This window comes from Bacteroidetes Order II. bacterium, assembly GCA_016788705.1.
Lineage (GTDB): Bacteria > Bacteroidota > Rhodothermia > Rhodothermales > UBA2364 > UBA2364.
In genome coordinates, this window is record JAEUSQ010000039.1 from 41,377 (window position 1) to 62,533 (window position 21,157).

The following is a 21,157-nucleotide window of genomic DNA, read 5'->3' on the forward strand; positions in this document are numbered from 1 at the left end:
ACAATCTCTGTCCAAATTCATCATCATGCCCCCAATTTGTTGAACCTTTTTTTGTGGTTCTTTCCGATAAGTCGTTAAAGAACGTATTTTCTTTTCTCCCATGACAGTAAAATTTCGATTATGCCCACTTCCACACCTCAAAATGATTTTTCCGCATTATTCCAACGCTACCGAGACGGCGATCGCACCGCATTAGACGAACTTTGGCCATTGGTATATCCTCAGTTGCGGCAAGTTGCCCACCGACACCGTGTGCAATGGAAACAAGACGAAACCCTGAACACGACCGCCTTGATACACGAAGCCTACCTGCGTTTGGTCGAGAACCATTTACACGTTGCACAAGATCAGGTCCATTTTTTTGCCTTGGCATCACGGGTCATGCGGTCTATTATTTTGGATTACGCCAAACACCGGAACCGCCAGAAAAGAGGTGGCAATGCCCTGCATGTACCGCTTGATTTTGCCATCGAATTGTCTGACAATGAAGCCGAACATCTGATTGAATTAGACGAAGCACTACAGAAATTGGAAGTTTTTGATGAACGGGGCGCACGGATTATCGAAATGCGGATTTTCGGGGGTATGTCTCTCGCAGAAACCGCCGAAGCACTGGCCATTTCTATTCCGACCGTTACCCGAAACACCAAGTCTGCACAGGCATGGCTATACCGCTTTATGCACGATGAGGACCTCCCCAATCTGGAACAACGGAATGGATGATCGCGCCCGGTGGTTGCAAATTCAAGCAGCCTTTGATGACCTTTTAGACCTACCCGAAAGCGCACAGGCGGAAGCCTTATCCCATTTGCCCCTTCCACTTCAGACAGAAGTAGCGGCCCTGCTACGGGCTGCCGAAAAAGCAGAGGCCTATTTGGGAGAAGCCGAACAAACCATTCGCAAAAGCATTCGTCCGCCCAACCGAACAGATGTTCAGGTAGGACCATACCTGCTTCAGTCATTATTGGGAGAAGGGGGGATGGGTACGGTGTATCGCGCCAAACGTATTGATGGTGCTTACGACCAAGAAGTGGCCATAAAAGTTTTACAAAACACGCTAAGTCCAGGATTACGTCAGCGGTTTTTGGCCGAACGACAAATTTTGGCCAATCTTCGGCACCCCCATATTGCACAATTAGTGGATGGCGGCACCACTTCGGAGGGTCTCCCTTGGCTAGCGATGGAACTGGTAGAAGGTGAACCCATTACGTCCTATTGTGTTCAAAAGGAACTACCGCAAGAGGCGCGCATCCAATTGTTTTTACAGGTTTGTGAAGCGGTACGGTTTGCACACCGGAACTTAGTGGTTCATCGAGACCTTAAGCCGTCTAATATCCTTGTCACTCCCGAAGGAAAGGTTAAATTATTGGATTTTGGAATCGCAAAACTGATTGAATCCGATACACCCCAATACCAAACCGTTTCCCGCCATATCTGGCTGACGCCTGCCTATGCCAGCCCCGAACAATTGCAGGGCGAATCCATCACCACATCTTCGGATGTCTATCAATTAGGACGCATTCTTTATGAACTCCTAACGCCAAACCAAATTTCTTCAAGTACCCGAAAATCAGGCCATACCTCTCAAAAACAGCCATTTACATCCAACTCATTACCCCGCAGTCGGGAAAAGTATTTCCCAATCGGCAAACGTTTTTTCTTTGCCAAAACTGCCGTTCACGAATTGGACGCTATTTGCCAAATGGCCTTGCGAACCGAACCCGAACGCCGATACGGAACCGTAGAAGCATTGATAACCGATTTGCAACATTTCTTAGAGGGCCTTCCCGTAGCCGCCCAGCGCGACACGCTTGGCTACCATGTTAAGAAATTTGTATCACGTCATCGGCTTCCTGTTGTCATTGGCATCGCAGCCATACTCATTGTCTTTGGATCAGCCATTTTTATGGCCCTTCAGCAGCAAGAAATCCGCGAAGAACGAGACCGCGCCCGCTCAGAAGCCGAACGTGCGCAATTGGTCGCTTCGTTTATGGAAGAAATGTATGCACTGGGGGAATCGGATGCCGCACGCGGGGGCATTATTCAGGTGAACCGACTTTTGGAACAAAGCGAAGCCAAATTACACCGTATTGGGGCGTATAATCCGGGTGTTCGGGGGCAGTTGATGGATGTCATTGCCCGCGCCCATACCCAACTTGGAAACCACCGTAAAGCCTTGTCTTTGCGGTTTCAATCCTTAAAGTTGAAACAACAAACCTTTGGCGAACAGCATGTAGAAACCGCCATTACCTTAGAAGACCTTACCTCCTCGTACATGTACCTGTTTATACCGGATAGTGCTGCTCATTACATGGAAAAGTCCCTAACCTTATATAAAAAACTGTTGCCGCCAAACGATCCCAAAACCCTTTATGCACGCCTTCACCTCGGCACCGTCCGCGAAGCACAACACCGCCATCCGGAAGCCATTGCCTTGTACCAACAAACAGAAGTTGGATACCAATCACTGTCCAACCCTCCCCAAAAAGACATTGCAAACTTATATAATTCATGGGGATATGCCTTGCTCACCAATCGCCAATATGATGCTGCTGAACCCATTCTGGCCAAAGCCCTTTCCGCCGCAATCAGGCACAACAATGGCCATCACGAAATCACCCCCATGATCTTAGGCTCTCATGGACTGATGTATGCAGGACAACGCAAATTACGCCCCGCCGCCGATATGTATGCCCGCGTTGTAGAAACCCGCGCCGGATTGCTGGGCTGGCATAACAAAAGAATCGTTCTAAGCCTTCATTACCTCGGAAATTTTCAATTGGCGGCGGGCATGGACCGTGAAGCGCTAAAAACTTATCAAAAAATTGCCGAAATTCAACAAAACCTTGCCACTTTCACAGCCGAAGAAAAGGGATTGAATGCTTTTTACCAGGCCCTTTTGTACTACCGTCTATCCGAATTTGCACCCGCAAAACAGGCATTTTCCGAGGCAAAATCCCTGCTCGTAGCACAAATAACACCATCCACCGACCTCAAACGACGCCTCCAACATATCCGTTTGTTGTTTCTTCGCACCCTCTTTGAGGCGCCAAACGTTTTTCCTATACTCGAAAATGAACTCTACTTACTGAATGCTACCTATCTCAATGCCCCCGAAGCGTTGGAAGCCAAGGGCCTGCTCGCCGACCTATACCTGCAAAAAGGGGACTTAGAACGTGCTGAAGAAACCCTTTTATCTGCACACGAAGCCTTAGAACAACTACCGGGAATGAACCTCCGCTTTCAAATTCAAATCTGGTCTCGCCTACACCGCTTATATATACGTTGGGGGAAACTTGACCTGGCCAAAAAATGGCGCGTTTCCTAAATGTGTAACATTCTTACGGAAACGGATACAAACTAAGGTAATCACTTTAATCTTTTAAAACCTGACGTCCTATGAAACCCCTTCTGCCGATCTTCTTTTTTGTCTTCATCCTCGGTTGCGATAACACCCCAACACCCGATCCTGATCCCAACCCCAATCCGGATACCCGCACCACAGATCAGGTTTTGTACGATTTTGCCAAGTCCGCAACAGGATATGTCTGGTATAAAAAATCGGATGCACTTCTCCCCAAAAGCTCGGGAAGCGGGCACACCGCCCCATTGATGCGCACCCGATTTAATACCATTGCCTCTGCCAAATTAGATGCCACAGGCAAAGTACAAGCCAGCGCCAATTTTCCTGATGGCTCGGTCATTGTGAAAGAATTGATAACGTCAAGTGGAGACCTTTCTTTATATGCAATACTCTACAAAAAAACGGGACACCAAGATGCCGACGCAAAAGGATGGGTATGGGGCTATATCAATCCCGATGGCAGTACTCGGATATCGGCTTCGCAAAAAGGAAATGCTTGTATCTCGTGCCATTCACAAAATGGGAACATAGACTATGTGCTGATGAATAAGTTTTTTCCGTAAAAGAGAAGAAACTTGCCTGTCACCCGTTCTCAAACCGCTTGCGTAACGGGATATTAACCCAAATAAAAATTGCCCACAAATACTGGATGACGGGGTGTTTCAATTGTATCAGCAGCATTTGCGTACCATCCGGACGCCCATCATAAATGGCTAATCCGGCAGGGGGTCTTCAATCAGCAACTGCTCGCATATTGGCAGATCGGGGATGAGGAAAAAGAAATCCATGTTTCTTTACTATAAAAACAAAATATCTTATGATACCTATATCTATTTTTATACTTTTATCTTGATTCAAAAATAGTTTTTTGATTTATACATTCACCCAACCGCCAGTCGTCTTACTCGCAAATACGGCATCTATCGCTCGCATATTGGCAACAGACGCAGCAAGGGAAATAGGGACCGAGAATTGTCCCCAAATGGCTTGGGAAAAAGCCTCGCACATTTGCACATAGTTATTCACAGGCTCGGTTGTGTGGTCTTCTGCCCTGCCATCCTGCACCAATGTAAGTTTGGCGGACTGGTTATCGGGCTGAAAAAAGGGCATTTCGAGTAGGATGCGTCCAGTCGTGCCCATTACCTCCACTACCTGTTGTCGCTCGGCTTGGGTGCCGCAAATAAAAGAGGCCTGCACGTCGCCAAAATCCACCAAAGCCGTCACTAAGCGATCTACCTTAAATACCGGATCGTCCTCTACTAAAGCCAGCACCCGTTTTGGTTCCCGATCCAACAACAACCGCATCGCCGAAAGGCAATAACACCCCACATCCAAAAGCCCACCCCCACCTGGCAAAGCCCCATTGCGGATATTCGTTGGATCATCGTTGAAGTAGGTAAACACCGAGCGAACCGTTTGCACCCGCCCGATTCGCCCCGTGTCTATCCATGTTTTCACCAGGTCCCATTGTGGATGAAACCGATACATAAATGCTTCCATGATCTTGAGGGAGGGGAATTGTTCGGCGATTTGGGCCATCTCGACCGCTTCTTCGGTGTTGAGCGTGAGCGGTTTTTCACACAAGACATGTTTTCCGGCTTTCAGTGCGGCGCGTGTATAGGGCAGGTGCAAGTGATTGGGCAACGGATTGTACACCACATCCACTTCCGAATCCTGAAGCAAATCCTCATAACTACCATAGGCTTTGGGAATGCCCACTTTTTCGGCAAGAGCCTTCGCTTGCGCAAGATTTCTGGAGGAAATAGCCACCACTTCGGCAAATGGGCTGGTTTGCAAGGCCGGAATCACAGCATTCAGACCAATTCGGGAGGTACTTAATACGCCCCAACGCAGGGGCTTTGGCGGTAAATGCGTCATTTCTTTATAGGACTTAGGAGGTAATGGAGAGAGTGAATGTACGAGCATTCGTGCGACGAATCCGCCTAAAATCTACACTTAACACAACGATTTCAAAAACAAAAAGGCGTTATTCCCGAAGAAATAACGCCCCATTATTCGTTGGCCACACCTTAATGGAATTGTTCTGTCTCGGTAGATCCAGCCAATGCGGTTGTGGAGGCCGTTCCCCCGGACACGATATTCGTCACTTCGTCGAAGAAACCAGTGCCCACTTCCCGTTGGTGCTTCACCGCCGTAAAACCCCGTTCCGCAGCAGCAAATTCTTTGTTTTGCAACGCCACAAATGCCGACATTTGGTTGCGTGCATAGCCATAGGCCAGATCGAACATACCATAGTTCAGCGCATGGAAACCTGCGAGGGTGATAAACTGGAATTTATAGCCCATTGCACCCAACTCGCGTTGAAATTTGGCGATGGTAGTGGCATCTAAGTTCTTGCTCCAGTTGAAAGAGGGCGAGCAATTATACGCCAACATCTTGCCCGGAAACTCTTTATGAATGCCTTCTGCAAACGTCTTTGCCTCTGCTAAGTCGGGCTTAGAGGTCTCACACCAAATTAAATCTGCATAGGGTGCATAGGCCAAACCACGTGCAATGGCCGTTGGAATCCCATTTTTGATACAGAAAAAGCCTTCGGTCGTCCGTTCTCCAGTACAGAATGGACGGTCACGCTCGTCAATATCGCTTGTCAGCAGGGTTGCGGCATCGGCATCCGTCCGGGCGACTAACAAGGTTGGTACATCACAGACATCAGCAGCCAAACGGGCCGCGACCAATTTTTTGATGGCTTCATTGGTAGGAACCAGCACTTTCCCCCCCAAATGCCCACATTTTTTCTCGGAAGAAAGTTGGTCTTCAAAGTGAACACCCGCAGCGCCGGCCTCGATCATGGCCTTCATCAGTTCGTAAGCATTGAGCACACCACCAAAACCGGCTTCGGCATCGGCAACGATGGGGGCAAGCCAATGAATATCACTTGTCCCGCCTTCGGCGCTGATAACTTGATCTGCACGCAAAAGCGTATTATTGATACGCTTAACAACTGCTGGAACACTGTTGGCAGGATACAAACTTTGGTCCGGATACATGTCTCCTGCAAGGTTGGCATCTGCGGCCACTTGCCATCCGGAAAGGTAGATGGCCTTTAGCCCTGCACGTACTTGTTGCATCGCCTGATTTCCGGTCAATGCACCAAGTGCATTCACAAAGTCCTCGGTATGCAGCAGGTTCCAAAGCCGTTCTGCACCCAATCGGGCAATGGTATGTTCAATTCTAAAGTTTCCGCGTAGCCTCAAAACATCCTGAACGGTGTATGGACGTGTAATGCCCGCCCAACGTGGACTGTTGGCCCAATCAGTCTGCATGTAATGTTGGATTTCCATGAGAGAACTCCTTATTTTGAAATGTTATAAAAAGAGGTGACCTCGGTTAAATTGCGGGATTTGGTTGTTGCGCAGTTTTATCGGGGTCTTTTTTTATGGGTTAATTTCGGTTTTTCGACAAAATTACTGCGCCAAACTGGAAGCAATGGCCAGATGTGGCCTAAAGTCCTCCTGCAAAAACAACGATTCGGCATCGAATGCAGCTTTTTTAAAGGCGGTTAGTACTTGTATGCTGGCATTGGCGTCCACCAATTCCTGTTCAATTTTCTGAAGTTCCTCTTCAAAAACCAAAGAAACCAGGGCCTTGGTGACCATCCGCCCATCTTCCAAAGTGATGCCATGTTTCAGCCATTGCCACACTTGTGCCCGCGAAATCTCCAGCGTCGCCAAATCTTCCATCAGGTTATCCCATGCCACACAACCAATACCACGGCTCCACCCTTCCTGATAAGCAATCCCCACACGTACATTGGTTCGTAGGCCTTCGATGGTATATGGCCCTCGGCCTTGCGGCAACAAGTCCGGTTGGTTTTCCAAATCGTGTTGAAGCACCTCCAATTGGTTGTCCCGTGTAAATTGTTCCAAAGCTGGTCTAATGAAATATGGGTGCGATACCCAGCAACCATCATGCCCCAGCGACACCTCCAACTCTTTGTCCGCCACTACTTTTGCCGTCTGGGCAGCCCGTAGCTCTGGCGTTTTACCTGGCGTAAAGGCGGCCATCCCACCAATAGCAAATGCACCATGTTTATGACAAACCTGAATCAGCCGACGGGCATATTGGTACATCCAAGGCGTATCGGGCTGAATGGTAATCGTGGCCCGATCACCCATTACGCGATTGGGATGGTTTTTGAGGACTTTGATGTCGCTAAAGATTTTGTCCCAACGCCCCACATTCATGCCAGCAGCATGGGTACGAAATTCGTACAAAATTTCTTCCATTTCGAAAGCAGCAGGAAGGGTTTCAATCAAAAAAGTGGCCCGGAGCGTGCCTTCAGGAACCCCAATTTCTTCTTCAAGGGCGACAAAAACCGCATTCCACCAACGTGCTTCCTCGTGGTATTCGGTCTTCGGAATGTAATACTTGGGCGTCTTGCCCTGTGCAATCAGTTTTGGGGCCGTATGCATCCATGTCAGCACCAAATCAAAAAGCCCGCCTGAAATGGGTTCCCCGTTGATGCGAAGATTGGATTCTTCGAGTGCCAGCCCACGAACCCGTACCATCATTACGGCCTGATCATCTGGATTGAGCACATAATGTTTTCCATTTTCTATGGTCTGTAGGCGGTTTTCGGCTACAGCAATCACATTCAACACCCCATCCACCACATTTTCCCACGACGGCTTCATAGAGTCTTCAAAATCTAACATGGCGGTATCCGCCCGATATCCGGCCTCATTGCGGTTGAGCATTTGAACCACCATTTTGGCACTGTTTACAGGCCCCGTGATTTCGACCCGTCGCTTCTGTAAATCAGCCGGGATGGCAGGAACCTGCCAATTCAAACGCGCTTCCGGATTTGTTTCGGTAGGGTAGTCGGGTAAAACGCCTGCATCATATGCCAATTGCCGCACTTTGCGTACTTCTAAAAGCCTTTTCCGCTCTGGCTGAAACTGGATATGTAATTTTTCAAGTACCTGAACAACACGTGGAGGCAAAATTGCAATGGCTTTCTTCGTTTTAGCAGACTGATGAATATCTACATTATCCGCAAGCGCTTCCGGAATAAAAGCAACATTTTCCATCAAGACTTTCATATCTATTACAGGTTTAGAACTAAAGGATGTCGGCCTAATCACTGGTATCACGGTAACAATAAGATAATAAGCGAAAATATTTTATGCAAGCGAAATTTCGCTAATAACTAAATTTTCCGCCCTAAACTAAATTTATTCACAATCACGTTCCCCATTTGTCGTATTTTCGCCATTAGCGAACATTTACCCCAATACTCATGACCTCAGAGAACCTCCGCTTCATCCTTGGACTCAAAATCAAAACACAACGCACCGAGCGCCACTTGTCTCTCCGCGATGTTGCCGAAAAAACAGGCCTTTCCATCTCGTACCTCAGCGAAATTGAAAAGGGCAAAAAATACCCCAAACCGGAAAAGTTATTATTGCTGTCTCAAGTATTGGATTTATCCTTCGACAACCTCGTTTCTACCCAATTAACAGACCAACTCGATCCGCTAAAAACCCTCCTTGGGTCCGAGATGATGCGCTCTTTTCCTTTTGAAATTTTTGGAATAACGGGCCAAGATTTGCTTGAATTAGTGGCAGGCGAACCCCATAGTGCCTCTGCCCTCATCCAAACCCTTTCCGAAATTGTGGGTGAATACGACATGCACATAGACCATTTCCTTCATGCGGCCCTGCGTTCGTTTCAGGCCATGAAGCGGAATTATTTTCCCGAACTCGAAGAAGCCGCCGTACAGTTCCGGAAAACCTATCAGTGGTCTATACAAAACGATCCAAGCGGCGACGCCTTGGTACACCTTGCCCAAAAGCATTTTGGACAACATGTATTTTTTGATGGCCTTCCCGACGCACTGGGTATGCCTGAAATTCGCTCGGTAAGAATCGAAGGGGCACCAGAACGGCTCTACATCAATCCCAAATTATGGGCTTCACAACGGATTTTCATCCTGTTACGCGAATTGGGATTTAAAATATTGACCCTACCGGATGCGCCCGTGGTTTCAGGAAGCCAATTGGGGCCTCCTAAGACATTTGAGGGCCTGCTCTCATATTTTAAAGCCTCCTATTTTGCCGGAGCGGTCATGCTGGACGGCGATACCATTGTTGATGAGTTGCAAAAATTATTCTCTAAAACGCATTGGGACGTACAACACTTCTCCCAAATTAAAGCACGTTATGCGGTAACGCCAGAACTATTTTTGTACCGACTCAGCCAACTCGTCCCCGGAAAACTGGGTTTGCGCCATTTGTACTACCAACGGTTCACCCACCCCATCGGCTCCGATGATTTTTTGCTGACCAAGCGACTAAACCTTTCGCCTGTTTTTATGTACCACGGAAAAGGACTCAATGAGCACTATTGCAGGCGCTGGACGGCATTGGCCCAATTACGTGCATTGTCGCAATTCCCTCCCTCTAGCCCACACCAAGAGGCTGTCAGCCTAAAACGACTGGAGTTTATGGATGCACAAGCCAATTTTCTCAGTTTGTCCATCTCACGACGGCTACTCCTGAAAGAACGACATCTTTCCGCCATCACCATCGGCTTGATGATGGACGAACAACTCAAGTCGGTCGTTAAATTCTGGAACGATCCTTCAATCGCCGTCGTCCAAGTGAATGAAACATGCGAAAGATGTAGCCTATCCCCGCTTTCTTGTACCGACCGTGTTGCTCCTGCACGCATCTATGACCAACACATACAAGAACAAAAGCAGCAAGAAATTTTCCAAAACTGGATCCAGAACATTAAGCAATCGTGAATCAGAACCGAAGAGTTGCTATTATGGTTTTCTTTCCCTATATTGAAAATCTTATATCGCGGGGTGGAGAAGTGGTATCTCGTTGGGCTCATAACCCAAAGATCGTGGGTTCGAATCCCGCCCCCGCAACCAAGCCGACCTAAAAAGTCGGCTTTTTTTTGTGCTTTGCCTTTCTCTATTTCATCCATAATCTTTTCGATTATTGCCTCGATAGCCTTTGTACTTTCTTGGACATATTCCAGGCCCTGAAAAATTTATGCGTTTTAGATGAATATGAAAAAACGATGTCTTCATATATTTTAAACATTAAACCTTTTCCCGATATTAGTACCGAGAATGCATTTTCAACCGCCATTCCTCTCATACTAATCAACACAAATCAATCCGTATTACTATGAAATTCATCACCAAACTAGGCATGGTCCTATGTTTCGCCTTTGTTGCAGGTCTATTAGGTCAAACAAATGCGCAAAGCCCCCTTTCTGCAACACAAGTAGCCCAGCTCAAGGCTTCAAACAAAGGCTTTTTATTGGGCAGTGGTAACCTTCCGGCTGCTGAACGCAACCAGCTAAAAGCGCTCCTAAAGGATGTTGATCCTAAGCTCTATTTTGTCCGTTTTGCAGATGGTACAACAATGGGGAAAAAGAATCTTGGCTTATCTGAAGTCAAAGCCGTTTCCAAAATCCGCAGACCGGGCAGCACACAAGGCATTACCTTCATTGTAGAAGGGCCTGAATATGTTTACATCTACACCACCGATTTTCAGGCGTTCCAATCCAAAATTGGTCAGGAAAAGGCCCTTAAGATCCAACAATTGGCCAATCGCTTTTAATCAATCGCATTCATTCAAATAACCGAACCATGAAAATCAATTTATTTTCCAAGTTAGCCTTCCTATGTTTATTGTTTTTGGTCATGGGAACTGCCTCCTACGCGCAACCCGCTTTAACAGACGCCAAGATTGCCACTTTGCGCCAGCAACACAAAGGATTTATCCTTGGCCGTGGTACTGTTGATGCAGCCGACAAAGCCGAATTGATTAACTTATTGAAAGGTGTAAATACCAACCAATATTTTATCCGTTTTTCGGATGGCAGCATTATCGGAACCAAAAACATGGGACTTTCTGAAGTGAAGGCTGTCTCCAAAATTCGTCGTCCAGGAGAATTACAAGGGATGACCTTCATTGCCCGCGATCCCGGTTATGTATTCATTTACAAATCCGACTTAAAATCTTTTGAATCGGTTGTTGGGCAAGCCAAAGCCCAAAAAATTCAGACGATTCTGAATAAGTACCAATAAATCGGATGGTAATTATTTGGGGGAGGCCGCACCATTCGGTCTCCCCTTTCTTGTTTTGCGCCCTCAACCTTGTAAACGGCTTATGAAATATCTTATCAGAACCCTGTTAGTTGTGCATTTTTGCTTTCTGACCTTGGCGCTTTTCCAAGTATTGGGTAAATTAGAACGCACCAACTTCAGCTATTTTACAGCGGTTATGAATGATCTTTATTTCGGCGACTGGAGTTTTGGCTTCTTTTCACAAAAAGTAGGCAGTGTTGCTTTCGAGCGCTATACCTTGCACAAGTGGGGTGGTTCGAAGGTGGTTTTAGACACCCAAAAGGGGTTCCGGTATTTTACCCATGCCCACGAATCCTATAACCGCTTTTACGGCCTAAGCGTTTATATCCGGCAAGATACCACCTATCAAGACTTGCTCTCCCATACCGTAGCAGTGCGGATGTTAAACCAAAGGCGGGAGGCGGTAAAGGTGGATGTAAGTCTTTTGGGAATGCAGAATCCCAGTTTGCGAGAATGGAAAGCTGGCAAGCGAAACCAGCCTAAGGAAGTGTATTTTGCAGAATTCGCCGCTCAATAAACACCAATATGTCTTCATTTTCCTTCAAGCCCCTCATCAATCGCGTAATAGCCTTTTTCGAGACGCCCCAATCTCCCGCCCCATTAGGATTTTTCAGGATCGCCATTTCGTTATTTTGTATCGTACAGGCATTGCTATGGTTGCCAGACTGGGAGGCTTTTTTGGGGCGATATGGCTGGATACAATGGGAAATATCTCGTGCGCTTAACAATCCTTGGGAGGTCCACATCGAACATATCAGCCAGTTGCTGGGATGGGTTGGTATTCCCGAAGAAGCCAGTATTTACGTATTTTTCTGGGTGTATGTAGCCGCATTAGGGATGGTGGCATTGGGCTTACTTACCAGAATCTTTGCGATCGTGACTTGGTTTCTACACATTGTAATCATGGCAAGTATTCCCACTTTTTTTTATGGCTTAGACATTTTTATACACATCGCATTGTTTTACATGATGGTATTCCCTGTTTCAAAAGCATGGTCTTTAGATGTTAAGTTGGGCTTGGTCTCGTCCGAGGCCACTTGGGGGACAGGAGTAGCGATTCGCGTCTTACAAATACACATGTGTTTTGCATATCTTTCGGCAGGTGTCGGCAAAATGTGGAATTATGAATGGTGGAACGGCGATATTTTGTGGCACTCCATGACACATCCTTTTTTTAAGAGTCTATTAGACATGTATTGGGTGGCCGATTATCCCTTTATCCCTATGTTTTTGGGCTGGTGGACGTTGTTTATCGAGACCTTGTATGGCGTTGGGATGTGGATTCCGCGCATCAGGGTCTTTTGGTTGTTCAATATGATTGCTTTACACGTAGGTATTGCTGTTTTTCTGGGTCTTTGGCTTTTTGCTGGTATCATGATCCTGCTTTCGCTCTCGGCCTTCGGCCATGAATGCCTGCGCGACCTAAAAAAGTTCCCTAAACCAACACCAGAACATTTGGTTGCTTAGGTATTAGTTTTGTTTTTGGGCGAGAGACCCCTTCGTCGGAAGGGCGTCCAAAATTGTTTATAGGGAAATAAAAACAAGCCATAGGGTTCGTAGCCCTCTTTTTCAGTGGTTTGGTGGTGCCGCTGATGTGCTCGGCGAATTGTTTGTAAGGCTTTGTTATCGGACTTAAAGGGCCAAAATCGCTTGTGCGTAAACAAGTCGTGAATGATAAAATACAACATTCCATAAATGGCAATGCCAATACCCAGACCCAGCCAATAATCAGGCACTTCTGGACGCCATCCATAGGCCATCATCGCAATGGAAACGGCTGCAAAACCTACCGAAAACACATCATTGGCTTCAAAAACACCCTGCGATGTTTCATGATGTGTGCGATGAATCCGCCAAAGCCATCCATGAAACACCCAGCGATGCAAAACATAGGCTGCTAATTCCATTAAACAGAATCCGGCGATAGTCCAAAGTAAAAGTGACATAACTACGATATTTGATGACGGATCTGAAATTACATCCAAAATCAGTCTTATGTCCAACCGCCTGTCTTTTTTCAGCGTGGCTTGACCGCAAGGCATGATGATGAATATAGACCTTACCGATTGGATTCGAACGTTTTGAAAGGTCACAATGCCTCTTTTCGCTTGCCTCCAAAACAACACCTTCCATTGGCCTTGCTTCTTCTTCACAGAACGAGACAACCCTGTTTAATACCGTCCAGATACAAAAACAAGGAACAATAACCAACGCCGATCATGACCGAATTTGAGCGCTTAAAATTATCCATACACGAGGACGCAGACCTCCTATCAGATAAATACCGTGCCTGTGCACGCTACGGTTATATCATTGCCTTTGCTGAAATGGGACACATCACCCCGGCAGACGTCATTGAGCTACAGAAGCTACTCGGTCTCACCAATGACGAAGCCTATGAGCTACAAGTTTAGATTAGCAGGAGGGATCGAACAACCTATTGCTTGAAAATCCATACTATTCGGAACACAATAGGCTATGGTTCCACGATGAACGTCATCCTTCTGGATCAGGGCGTATGATTCCTGTTTTATCGAACTGCTTTTTTTGTTTTTTGCTGGTAGCATCCGCCATGTCGGGTTCAAGCCCCGATGCGACATACGATTCTTCTTGAAACGGCTCTATAAAAAAATCGGACTCGGTTGTACGTTCAATAATCCAGATTATGCGCTTCCGGGCCATCTCCAAAATGGCCAAAAAAGTAGTAATAATAAAAGATTTGCTTTTTCCAACGCATGTGTCCACAAAACTCAACCGTCCTGATCTTTGCATTCTTTCCAGCAAAAACGATTCTTGGTCTTCGATTGAATAGGCTTCTGCCGCAATAGCATGTACAGGCGGGGCTTCCTGAACCTGGCGCAAGACCCGTTGAAGTGCCGAGATGAGGCCAAAAATAGAAACCCGATACTCTATGGCTTCGGTTGGTTCCACATATTCTTGTACCATTCCAGCCATTCCCCGTACAAACTGGTCTTTACGGGCTTCGTATGCCGTTTCCAAATGTGCCGCCCCCTCCTTAAAACGGATATAAGCCAGCAGGCGCTCCACCAATTCACGCCGGGGGTCTAGAGGTTCGCCTTCTTCGTCCATTTCTTGTCTCGGCAGCAACATCTTTGTCTTGATACTAATCAACAAAGCCGCCATATACACAAATTCCCCAGCCACATCTAAGTTGACCAATTTCAGGGCTTGGACATATTGTAGGAATTCTTGGGTGATATGAGCGATCGGAATATCAAAAACATCTATTTCGTCGCGCCGGATAAAATACAGTAACAAGTCTAACGGACCTTCAAATTCCGTAAGTTGGATACGGTAGTCCATTTTTTATTCCTGATTCAGCGTAGGTAAATAGACCACTTCGGCAAAATTTTCTGGTATAAAAAGCGCTTGTGCTGCCTGTTTCAGATCATTGGGCTGTACTGCATCCACCGCTTCCGCTATTTCCTCTGGCGAATAAAAGCGACCAAAGTACAATTCCATCCGACCAATGCGCATCATACAATTGGTCGTCCCTTCCAGTTCATACATCAAACCAGCCTTAATCTGTTTTATTGCCTGCTCCATCAAGCGAATAGGAATCGGTTCTTCCACAAAGCGGGCTAATTCGCGGTGTATCAGGTTTCGGGCGCGGTCAATTTTGGTGGCATCTGTGCCCATATATACACTAAAATCGCCTACATCCGAAAACACATTCAGACTGGAATAGATGCTATAACAATAACCGTACTTTTCACGGATATTCAGGTTGAGCCGGCTCGACATACCACCACTCAGCATTGTATTCAAAACCGAAAGTACATTTCTACGAGATTCATCGCGCAAACCCGCACAAGTGGTTCCCAGTATCAAGTGCGCTTGTTGAATCGGTTTCGGTATTTCTTTTCTTTGGGCGGTTTCTGCATACCATATCCGCTCTGGGAAGCCTGCTTCGGATTGCTTCACCCCTGCTGTATATTTCTCTACCAAACGTACCACTTTTTCATGCGAAATGGCGCCAGCAATAGCCACTACCACACGCTGAGGCTGGTAGCGGTTTTCGACAAATGCCAATAACTGGCTTTGGGTAAAAGCCATTACCGTTTCAGGAAACCCAATGATAGGATTACCCATTGGCTGGTCGCCATAAACAGCTCGCTCAAAGTGGTCGAAAATGGACTCTTCGGGGTCGTCTTCATACATTTTCATCTCCTCTACCACCACTTCCTTTTCTTTGTCCAATTCTGATGCAGGAAAAGTTGGACAAAAAACCAGATCTGTTAATAGGTCTATGGCCCGTTCTGCGTGCTCTGCCAGTGCTCGGGCATAATAGCACGTATTCTCTTTACCTGTAAAAGCATTCAAATACCCGCCCACCGATTCCAGATAGGCGGCAATTTGCTTCATCTTGCGTTTTTGGGTCCCTTTAAATACCATATGCTCGATGAAATGCGTCATCCCCTCTTCCCCTTTCACTTCATCACGGCTACCACTATCCACCCAAACCCCTACTGATACGGTTCTGACTGTCGGGATCGTCTCCGTCACCACCCGGATTCCGTTGGCCAGTACTGTTTTTTGCGTCATATTTCCTTTTTTTTGATAGAACGATGAATATACCAAATCTCGGACAGGATCGGTTTGGAAGTCTTTGAAAAGTTCTGGTGATAATGGGCTACTTCCGCCCCAGTTTGGAGCAACGCCAACGGTTATTCGCTCTCCGCCATCACAGATCCGCAAAAAGATGACAATTTATCCCCCTCTTGATAAAAAATGCCGTACTTTCGGATACCACCCACTCGTATGTTGATACACCCTCTGTCTCCCTAAATACAAGCGACGACCTCCTATCCCGATACTGTTATGTTTTGGCTACGCTACACCGAACCGATCCTCAACGTGATACGGAAACGACTCAGCCGAGGACAGTTTGTTATGGTCCTTGCAGCGCTTACCGGCATTACTTCGGGTGCAATTGCGGTCTTGCTCAAATCGTCGGTTCACTATATCCAACAGTTTCTAAGCAGTGTTAGTGTTTTTGGTTGGACCTATGTGTTTTTTCCGTTTGCCGGAATCCTCTTAACGGTTTGGGTCATTCAGCAATTTTTTGAAGGAAAATTGGAACGTGGCGTCCCAAGTGTGTTATATGCCATTGCCCAGCGATCCAGTTTCATTCCCCGCGTTAACACCTATCTTCATGCCATTGCCAGTGCCCTAACGGTTGGTTTTGGGGGGTCGGCAGGGCTTGAAGCCCCTATTGTGGCTACGGGATCGGCAATTGGCGCCAATTATGGTAAAATTTATCGAACCAATTACCCAGAAAGAACTCTTTTGCTGGCATCGGGTGCAGCAGGGGGCATTGCTGCCGCATTTAATGCCCCTATTGCCGGGGTGATGTTTGCTATCGAAGTATTACTCACCGAAGCAGCCGTGAGTCACTTCATTCCGTTATTAATCGCATCTGCAACTGGAGCGCTGTTTTCTAAATTACTCCTGAACGAAGGAATCTTATTTGCCTTTAGTATTTCGGATGGCCTCGAGGCGTACCACCTGCCTTTTTATTTATGGCTTGGGGTGCTGGCGGGGCTTCAGAGTGTGTACTACGCCCGTGTTACCCATTGGATTGAAAGCTTTTTTTTACGATATAAACGCCACCCCTACCGACGTGCTGCATTGGGTGGACTGGCCCTGGTTTTATTGTGTACCTTTTTTCCCCCCTTGTTTTCAGAAGGGTATTCCAGTCTTACGCTTCTGGCAGGAAATAATCCCAAAATGCTGTTACAACATCCGTTTCTACCCGATCTTCCGGAGACGGAGTGGATGCTATTGCTATTGGTCGCGGCCATTTGCCTCCTGAAAGTTTTTGCAACAGCCATCACATTGGCTTCTGGCGGCTATGGGGGGAACTTTGCACCTTCACTTTTTGTGGGGGCTTATCTGGGATTCTTCTTTGCCCGACTAATCAACTACTTTGATTGGATTCGGCTACCAGAAGCCAGTTTTACGGTGGTCGGTATGGCTGGTATCCTCAGTGGCGTCATGCATGCCCCCCTGACTGCCATTTTCCTTATTGCCGAAATCACCAGTGGTTATGCATTGTTTATTCCCCTGATGATTGTTGCATCGGTGGCACTGTTCATTTCACGACACTTTGAACAATATGCCATGGACACCAAAAAATTAGCCACCAAGGGCGATATTTTTACCACCGACCGAGACCATAACGTACTCACACGACTTAAACTAACCAAATTATTAGAAAAAGATGTGGCCATTGTCCATCCGGATGGAACGTTGGAAGACTTGGTAGAAGCCATACGCAATAGCAAGCGCAATCTTTTTGCAGTTGTAGAACGCTCCGGCACATTTGTGGGGGTGATTACGCTGGATGATGTAAAAGATGTGATCTTTGACCGTGACCTCTATCATTGGCTCGTAATCGAAGATGTCATGACACGTCCTCCCGTAACTTTAGAAGTACAAGAGGACATGGAAAGCGTCATGAAAAAGTTTGAAGAGACCAATAGCTGGAACTTACCCGTTGTAGAAAATGGGCAATATCTTGGAATTGTCTCCAAGTCTGGTATTTTCAACCAATACCGGCAGTCACTCTCGGCCCCAAGGGAGGTTCTATAGCCATACCGTCTCCGGGATTGTACATCCGCTCTACCATCACTTCGATCGCTTGGCGATGATGTCGAATGTGGTACATGGTGAAATAAATCAATTCGCGGACTGTGATCTTTCCGAGCAATGGATGGGGCACGAGAAACATATCCATCTGATCCTCTTTCCATTTACTTCTTAAAATCTTCAAGTGCAATTCCACTTCCACAGCAAAGGCCCGAAGTAAGGTACTGCGATCGCCGGTTTCATGTGGCTGATAACGTTCGGGGGCACGGCCTCCAGATTTTAAGACGTTCCGGTAGGCTACAACGAGCATTTCATAGGTAAGAGAATCCCGCTGGGATGTGCCAGACATGAGTTTCAGCAACATCTTAGGCAATCGAAGGCCCAGATTGGTCTGATTCAGACAGATATTCAGATGTTCCACATTTTCGGCAATAGACCATTTATCTGGATGAAGTTTGCGGAATAAAACCTCCTCCGGTAGGCTCTCGATATAAATCTGAAATTGCGTAAAGGTGGTCTGAATCTCTCGGATCAGATTACTTTTAGAAGGTTGCATTAGGTTAATCTACTGGTGGGGGCGTTGGTATTCCCTATGATACAGTTGGTCGCAAAAAGGATGAATACAAAAGAGGCTTACAAATATTTTTTGCAAGCCTCTTTTGTATTTTATGAGCATATTGGGTTAACGACGACGGTCGCCGCCACCTCTACGGTCACCACCACCGCCCCTACGATCGTCACGGCGGTCATCGCGACGTGGAGGGCGCGGTGAACGCTCCCGTTCCACATAACCTTCCGGTTTTTCGAGGAAAGGTTTGCGGGAAAGCCTGAGTTTTCCGTCTGGCAACACATCAATCAATTTCACCTTGAGGATATCCCCTACTTTCACCACATCTTCCACATTCTTCACATATTCGTAGCTCATTTCGGAAACATGAAGTAAGGCTTCTTTTCCTGGGAGAATTTCGATCAAAGGCCCAATTTCAAGGATTCGGGTGACAGGGCCTTCAAATTCATCGCCCACTTCAGGCTTGGAGGCAATACCTTTTACAATTTTGGCAGCAGCCTCGGCCTTTAATCCATCCACGGCGGCAATGGTTACATATCCTTTGCCATTCCGTTCGTCTATAGAAATCACAGTTCCCGTTTCACGTTGGATGCCTTGTACTACTTTCCCACCTGGCCCGATCACCGCGCCAATAAAATCGGCATCAATTTCGATCACCGTAAGGCGTGGTGCAAACGGTTTGAGGTCTTCCCGTGGTTCCGAAATGGTCTCGCGCATTTTATTTAGAATGTGCAAACGTCCAGCCTTGGCTTGATTCAGGGCGGTTGCCATTGTTTCGCGGGAAAGAGACTTGATTTTGATGTCCATCTGGCACGCAGTAATCCCGTCTTCGGTACCCGTAATTTTGAAGTCCATGTCTCCAAGGTGATCTTCGGTACCCAAAATGTCCGACAACACCGCAACATGGTCGTCTTCGGCGATCAGCCCCATCGCAATACCCGCAACCATTTTCTTGACCGGAACGCCTGCATCCATCAAGGCCATCATACCCGAACACACCGAGCCCATAGAAGAAGAGCCATTTGATTCGAGAACTTCGCACACGATACGGATGGTATAAGCAAAATCATCAATAGAAGGCAGAATATAAGAAAGGGCACGTTCCGCCAATTTTCCATGACCGATTTCGCGACGGCTGGTGCCTCGGATCGGCTTTGCTTCTCCAGTAGAGTAAGGCGGGAAATTATAGTGCAAAAAGAAGCGACGATCCTGATTTTCAAATAATTGATCTATGGATTGCGCATCTTTATCGGTTCCCAAGGTACAAGAGGCCAGCACCTGTGTTTCACCACGGGTAAAGATGGCAGACCCATGGACGCGGGGCAAATAACCCGCTTCGCACCAGATCGGGCGGATATCAGAGAGGGAACGACCATCTATGCGGCGACCATCATTCAGAATGGCCTTACGCATTACGTCTTTTTCTACGTTGCCTACGGCCTCTTTAATTTGCTTCAACGTCCAACCTTCTTCGGTTGCATCTGCCTGCACCGTACCCGCTTCTTCATCGGTTTTGCCGAGTAGAGTCGCCACCACGGTTTGGGTGATGGTTTCGATGCCTCCATAAAAGTTGGCTTTATTATAAGGTTGGTTCAGGTGTTCATCTATTTCATGCACACACAACCCGGCCACTTTTTCCACCAGGCCTTCCGGCAAAAGGTTGAGAGTATAGGCTTTGGGTTCGATCGTTCCTACTTGGGCAACCAAATCTAATTGTGCTTGCACGACCCCACGGATTACCCCGTGCCCAAAGTCTAATGCAGCCATCATATCTTCTTCGCTCACCTCCTTCATCTCCCCTTCTACCATCACCACCGAGTCGGCAGTACCTGCTACCACGAGATCAAAATCGCTCATGGATAATTGGGAGATCGTGGGATAGGGCACAAATTCCCCACCAATACGCGCAACCCGAACTTGGGCAACCGGTCCATGGAAAGGCGCACCCGACAACATCAGGGCCATCGAAGCCCCCGTAGCTGCAATTACATCAGAATCGTTTTCCCCGTCGGCAGAAAGTACCGTAAGCATAATCTGCACTTCATCCTGGTATCCATCCGAAAACATGGGACGAATGCAACGGTCGGTTAACCGTGCAGAAAGGATTTCTTTTTCACTTGGACGTCCTTCACGTTTGATAAAGCCACCCGGAATCTTCCCGCCCGCCGAAAAGCCTTCACGGTATTCAACGGTTAAGGGGAAGAAGTTAATGCCATCTCGTGGTGGACCTACCACAACGGTACAGAGGACCATCGTGTCTCCCAAACGGACAACAACCGAGCCATCGGCTTGTTTGGCCAAACGTCCGGTCTCAATAGATAATTCCCGGCCATCGCCGAGGTTCAGTATTTGGTTAATACCATTCATGTTTTTTTCCTTCGCGCGTTCACAACATAGAGGGCACAAGCCTAAGCCTGGGAAACATCAACATTACAACGCAGCTTGTTTAGTGGTTGGTTCAACAGACGGATTCCATACCCGC

At 47.1% G+C, this 21,157-nt stretch carries 18 protein-coding genes and 1 tRNA gene; 11 read left to right on the forward strand and 8 right to left on the reverse strand.

The window, feature by feature from the left end; genetic code table 11:
- Window positions 1-120: 120 nt before the first annotated feature.
- The 3 genes from JNN12_09940 to JNN12_09950 all read left to right on the forward strand — a co-directional run bounded on the left by JNN12_09940 (window position 121) and on the right by JNN12_09950 (window position 3,927).
- The gene (locus JNN12_09940; GenBank protein ID MBL7978650.1) at window positions 121-723 is read left to right on the forward strand and encodes a sigma-70 family RNA polymerase sigma factor; all 603 of its coding nucleotides are present in this window, start codon (window positions 121-123) and stop codon (window positions 721-723) included.
- A complete protein-coding gene (locus tag JNN12_09945) occupies window positions 686-3,328 on the forward strand; it encodes a serine/threonine protein kinase (protein ID MBL7978651.1) in 2,643 nt (880 codons plus the stop codon). Before JNN12_09940 ends, JNN12_09945 begins: the two co-directional genes overlap by 38 nt.
- A 71-nt stretch (window positions 3,329-3,399) precedes the next feature.
- The gene (locus JNN12_09950; protein MBL7978652.1) at window positions 3,400-3,927 is read left to right on the forward strand and encodes a cytochrome P460 family protein; all 528 of its coding nucleotides are present in this window, start codon (window positions 3,400-3,402) and stop codon (window positions 3,925-3,927) included.
- A 310-nt stretch (window positions 3,928-4,237) separates the two neighbouring features.
- Here JNN12_09950 and JNN12_09955 read toward each other — a convergent pair whose 3' ends face one another.
- From JNN12_09955 to aceB, 3 genes are all read right to left on the reverse strand, one after another.
- Window positions 4,238-5,242, reverse strand: coding sequence for a Gfo/Idh/MocA family oxidoreductase (locus tag JNN12_09955; GenBank protein ID MBL7978653.1), 1,005 nt, complete (start codon window positions 5,240-5,242; stop codon window positions 4,238-4,240).
- A 152-nt stretch (window positions 5,243-5,394) separates the two neighbouring features.
- Window positions 5,395-6,666, reverse strand: a complete 1,272-nt coding sequence (gene aceA / locus JNN12_09960) for an isocitrate lyase (protein MBL7978654.1) — start codon at window positions 6,664-6,666, stop codon at window positions 5,395-5,397.
- A gap of 123 nt (window positions 6,667-6,789) precedes the next feature.
- Window positions 6,790-8,427 (reverse strand): malate synthase A, encoded by a 1,638-nt coding sequence (aceB, locus tag JNN12_09965; protein ID MBL7978655.1) that lies wholly within the window; start codon window positions 8,425-8,427, stop codon window positions 6,790-6,792.
- 197 nt (window positions 8,428-8,624) lie between these two features.
- On the opposite strand from aceB, the gene JNN12_09970 reads away from it, so the two are divergent.
- From JNN12_09970 to JNN12_09995, 6 genes are all read left to right on the forward strand, one after another.
- A complete protein-coding gene (locus JNN12_09970; protein MBL7978656.1) occupies window positions 8,625-10,133 on the forward strand; it encodes a helix-turn-helix domain-containing protein in 1,509 nt (502 codons plus the stop codon).
- Window positions 10,134-10,190: 57 nt separating this feature from the next.
- Window positions 10,191-10,265 (forward strand) — tRNA-Met (locus JNN12_09975).
- 262 nt (window positions 10,266-10,527) lie between these two features.
- Window positions 10,528-10,965, forward strand: a complete 438-nt coding sequence (locus tag JNN12_09980) for a hypothetical protein (protein MBL7978657.1) — start codon at window positions 10,528-10,530, stop codon at window positions 10,963-10,965.
- A gap of 29 nt (window positions 10,966-10,994) precedes the next feature.
- The gene (locus tag JNN12_09985; protein ID MBL7978658.1) at window positions 10,995-11,435 is read left to right on the forward strand and encodes a hypothetical protein; all 441 of its coding nucleotides are present in this window, start codon (window positions 10,995-10,997) and stop codon (window positions 11,433-11,435) included.
- An 82-nt stretch (window positions 11,436-11,517) separates the two neighbouring features.
- A complete protein-coding gene (locus JNN12_09990) occupies window positions 11,518-12,012 on the forward strand; it encodes a hypothetical protein (protein ID MBL7978659.1) in 495 nt (164 codons plus the stop codon).
- Between the two features lie 8 nt (window positions 12,013-12,020).
- Window positions 12,021-12,962 carry a hypothetical protein gene (locus JNN12_09995; GenBank protein MBL7978660.1) on the forward strand — a complete coding sequence of 314 codons (942 nt, stop codon included), beginning with the start codon at window positions 12,021-12,023 and terminating at the stop codon, window positions 12,960-12,962.
- Here JNN12_09995 and JNN12_10000 read toward each other — a convergent pair.
- The gene (locus JNN12_10000) at window positions 12,959-13,441 is read right to left on the reverse strand and encodes a sterol desaturase family protein (GenBank protein ID MBL7978661.1); all 483 of its coding nucleotides are present in this window, start codon (window positions 13,439-13,441) and stop codon (window positions 12,959-12,961) included. The two genes, JNN12_09995 and JNN12_10000, sit on opposite strands and share 4 nt — an antisense overlap.
- Window positions 13,442-13,714: 273 nt before the next feature.
- Between JNN12_10000 and JNN12_10005 the strand changes: the two genes are divergently transcribed.
- Entirely contained in the window at window positions 13,715-13,909 is a 195-nt protein-coding gene (locus JNN12_10005; protein ID MBL7978662.1) for a hypothetical protein, read from the forward strand.
- Between the two features lie 82 nt (window positions 13,910-13,991).
- On the opposite strand, the gene JNN12_10010 is transcribed toward JNN12_10005, so the two are convergent.
- Both JNN12_10010 and JNN12_10015 read right to left on the reverse strand, forming a co-directional pair.
- Entirely contained in the window at window positions 13,992-14,819 is an 828-nt protein-coding gene (locus JNN12_10010) for a segregation/condensation protein A (GenBank protein ID MBL7978663.1), read from the reverse strand.
- Window positions 14,820-14,822: 3 nt separating this feature from the next.
- Window positions 14,823-16,061 carry an insulinase family protein gene (locus tag JNN12_10015; GenBank protein MBL7978664.1) on the reverse strand — a complete coding sequence of 413 codons (1,239 nt, stop codon included), beginning with the start codon at window positions 16,059-16,061 and terminating at the stop codon, window positions 14,823-14,825.
- 276 nt (window positions 16,062-16,337) lie between these two features.
- On the opposite strand from JNN12_10015, the gene JNN12_10020 reads away from it, so the two are divergent.
- Window positions 16,338-18,110, forward strand: a complete 1,773-nt coding sequence (locus JNN12_10020; GenBank protein ID MBL7978665.1) for a chloride channel protein — start codon at window positions 16,338-16,340, stop codon at window positions 18,108-18,110.
- Here the strand turns inward: JNN12_10020 and JNN12_10025 are convergent.
- Window positions 18,064-18,663: a DinB family protein gene (locus tag JNN12_10025; protein ID MBL7978666.1), complete on the reverse strand. Its 600-nt coding sequence runs from the start codon at window positions 18,661-18,663 to the stop codon at window positions 18,064-18,066. The two genes, JNN12_10020 and JNN12_10025, sit on opposite strands and share 47 nt — an antisense overlap.
- Window positions 18,664-18,789: 126 nt before the next feature.
- Window positions 18,790-21,042 carry a polyribonucleotide nucleotidyltransferase gene (gene pnp / locus JNN12_10030; GenBank protein ID MBL7978667.1) on the reverse strand — a complete coding sequence of 751 codons (2,253 nt, stop codon included), beginning with the start codon at window positions 21,040-21,042 and terminating at the stop codon, window positions 18,790-18,792.
- Between the last annotated feature and the right edge of the window lie 115 nt (window positions 21,043-21,157).

Bases quoted from the DNA above. Each gene is read 5' to 3' on its own strand.
- JNN12_09940 (MBL7978650.1), top strand. From the start codon at position 121: ATGCCCACTTCCACACCTCAAAATGATTTTTCCGCATTATTCCAACGC.
- JNN12_09945 (MBL7978651.1), top strand. From the start codon at position 686: ATGAGGACCTCCCCAATCTGGAACAACGGAATGGATGATCGCGCCCGG.
- JNN12_09950 (MBL7978652.1), top strand. From the start codon at position 3,400: ATGAAACCCCTTCTGCCGATCTTCTTTTTTGTCTTCATCCTCGGTTGC.
- JNN12_09955 (MBL7978653.1), bottom strand. From the start codon at position 5,242: ATGACGCATTTACCGCCAAAGCCCCTGCGTTGGGGCGTATTAAGTACC.
- aceA (MBL7978654.1), bottom strand. From the start codon at position 6,666: ATGGAAATCCAACATTACATGCAGACTGATTGGGCCAACAGTCCACGT.
- aceB (MBL7978655.1), bottom strand. From the start codon at position 8,427: ATGAAAGTCTTGATGGAAAATGTTGCTTTTATTCCGGAAGCGCTTGCG.
- JNN12_09970 (MBL7978656.1), top strand. From the start codon at position 8,625: ATGACCTCAGAGAACCTCCGCTTCATCCTTGGACTCAAAATCAAAACA.
- JNN12_09980 (MBL7978657.1), top strand. From the start codon at position 10,528: ATGAAATTCATCACCAAACTAGGCATGGTCCTATGTTTCGCCTTTGTT.
- JNN12_09985 (MBL7978658.1), top strand. From the start codon at position 10,995: ATGAAAATCAATTTATTTTCCAAGTTAGCCTTCCTATGTTTATTGTTT.
- JNN12_09990 (MBL7978659.1), top strand. From the start codon at position 11,518: ATGAAATATCTTATCAGAACCCTGTTAGTTGTGCATTTTTGCTTTCTG.
- JNN12_09995 (MBL7978660.1), top strand. From the start codon at position 12,021: ATGTCTTCATTTTCCTTCAAGCCCCTCATCAATCGCGTAATAGCCTTT.
- JNN12_10000 (MBL7978661.1), bottom strand. From the start codon at position 13,441: ATGTCACTTTTACTTTGGACTATCGCCGGATTCTGTTTAATGGAATTA.
- JNN12_10005 (MBL7978662.1), top strand. From the start codon at position 13,715: ATGACCGAATTTGAGCGCTTAAAATTATCCATACACGAGGACGCAGAC.
- JNN12_10010 (MBL7978663.1), bottom strand. From the start codon at position 14,819: ATGGACTACCGTATCCAACTTACGGAATTTGAAGGTCCGTTAGACTTG.
- JNN12_10015 (MBL7978664.1), bottom strand. From the start codon at position 16,061: ATGACGCAAAAAACAGTACTGGCCAACGGAATCCGGGTGGTGACGGAG.
- JNN12_10020 (MBL7978665.1), top strand. From the start codon at position 16,338: ATGTTTTGGCTACGCTACACCGAACCGATCCTCAACGTGATACGGAAA.
- JNN12_10025 (MBL7978666.1), bottom strand. From the start codon at position 18,663: ATGCAACCTTCTAAAAGTAATCTGATCCGAGAGATTCAGACCACCTTT.
- pnp (MBL7978667.1), bottom strand. From the start codon at position 21,042: ATGAATGGTATTAACCAAATACTGAACCTCGGCGATGGCCGGGAATTA.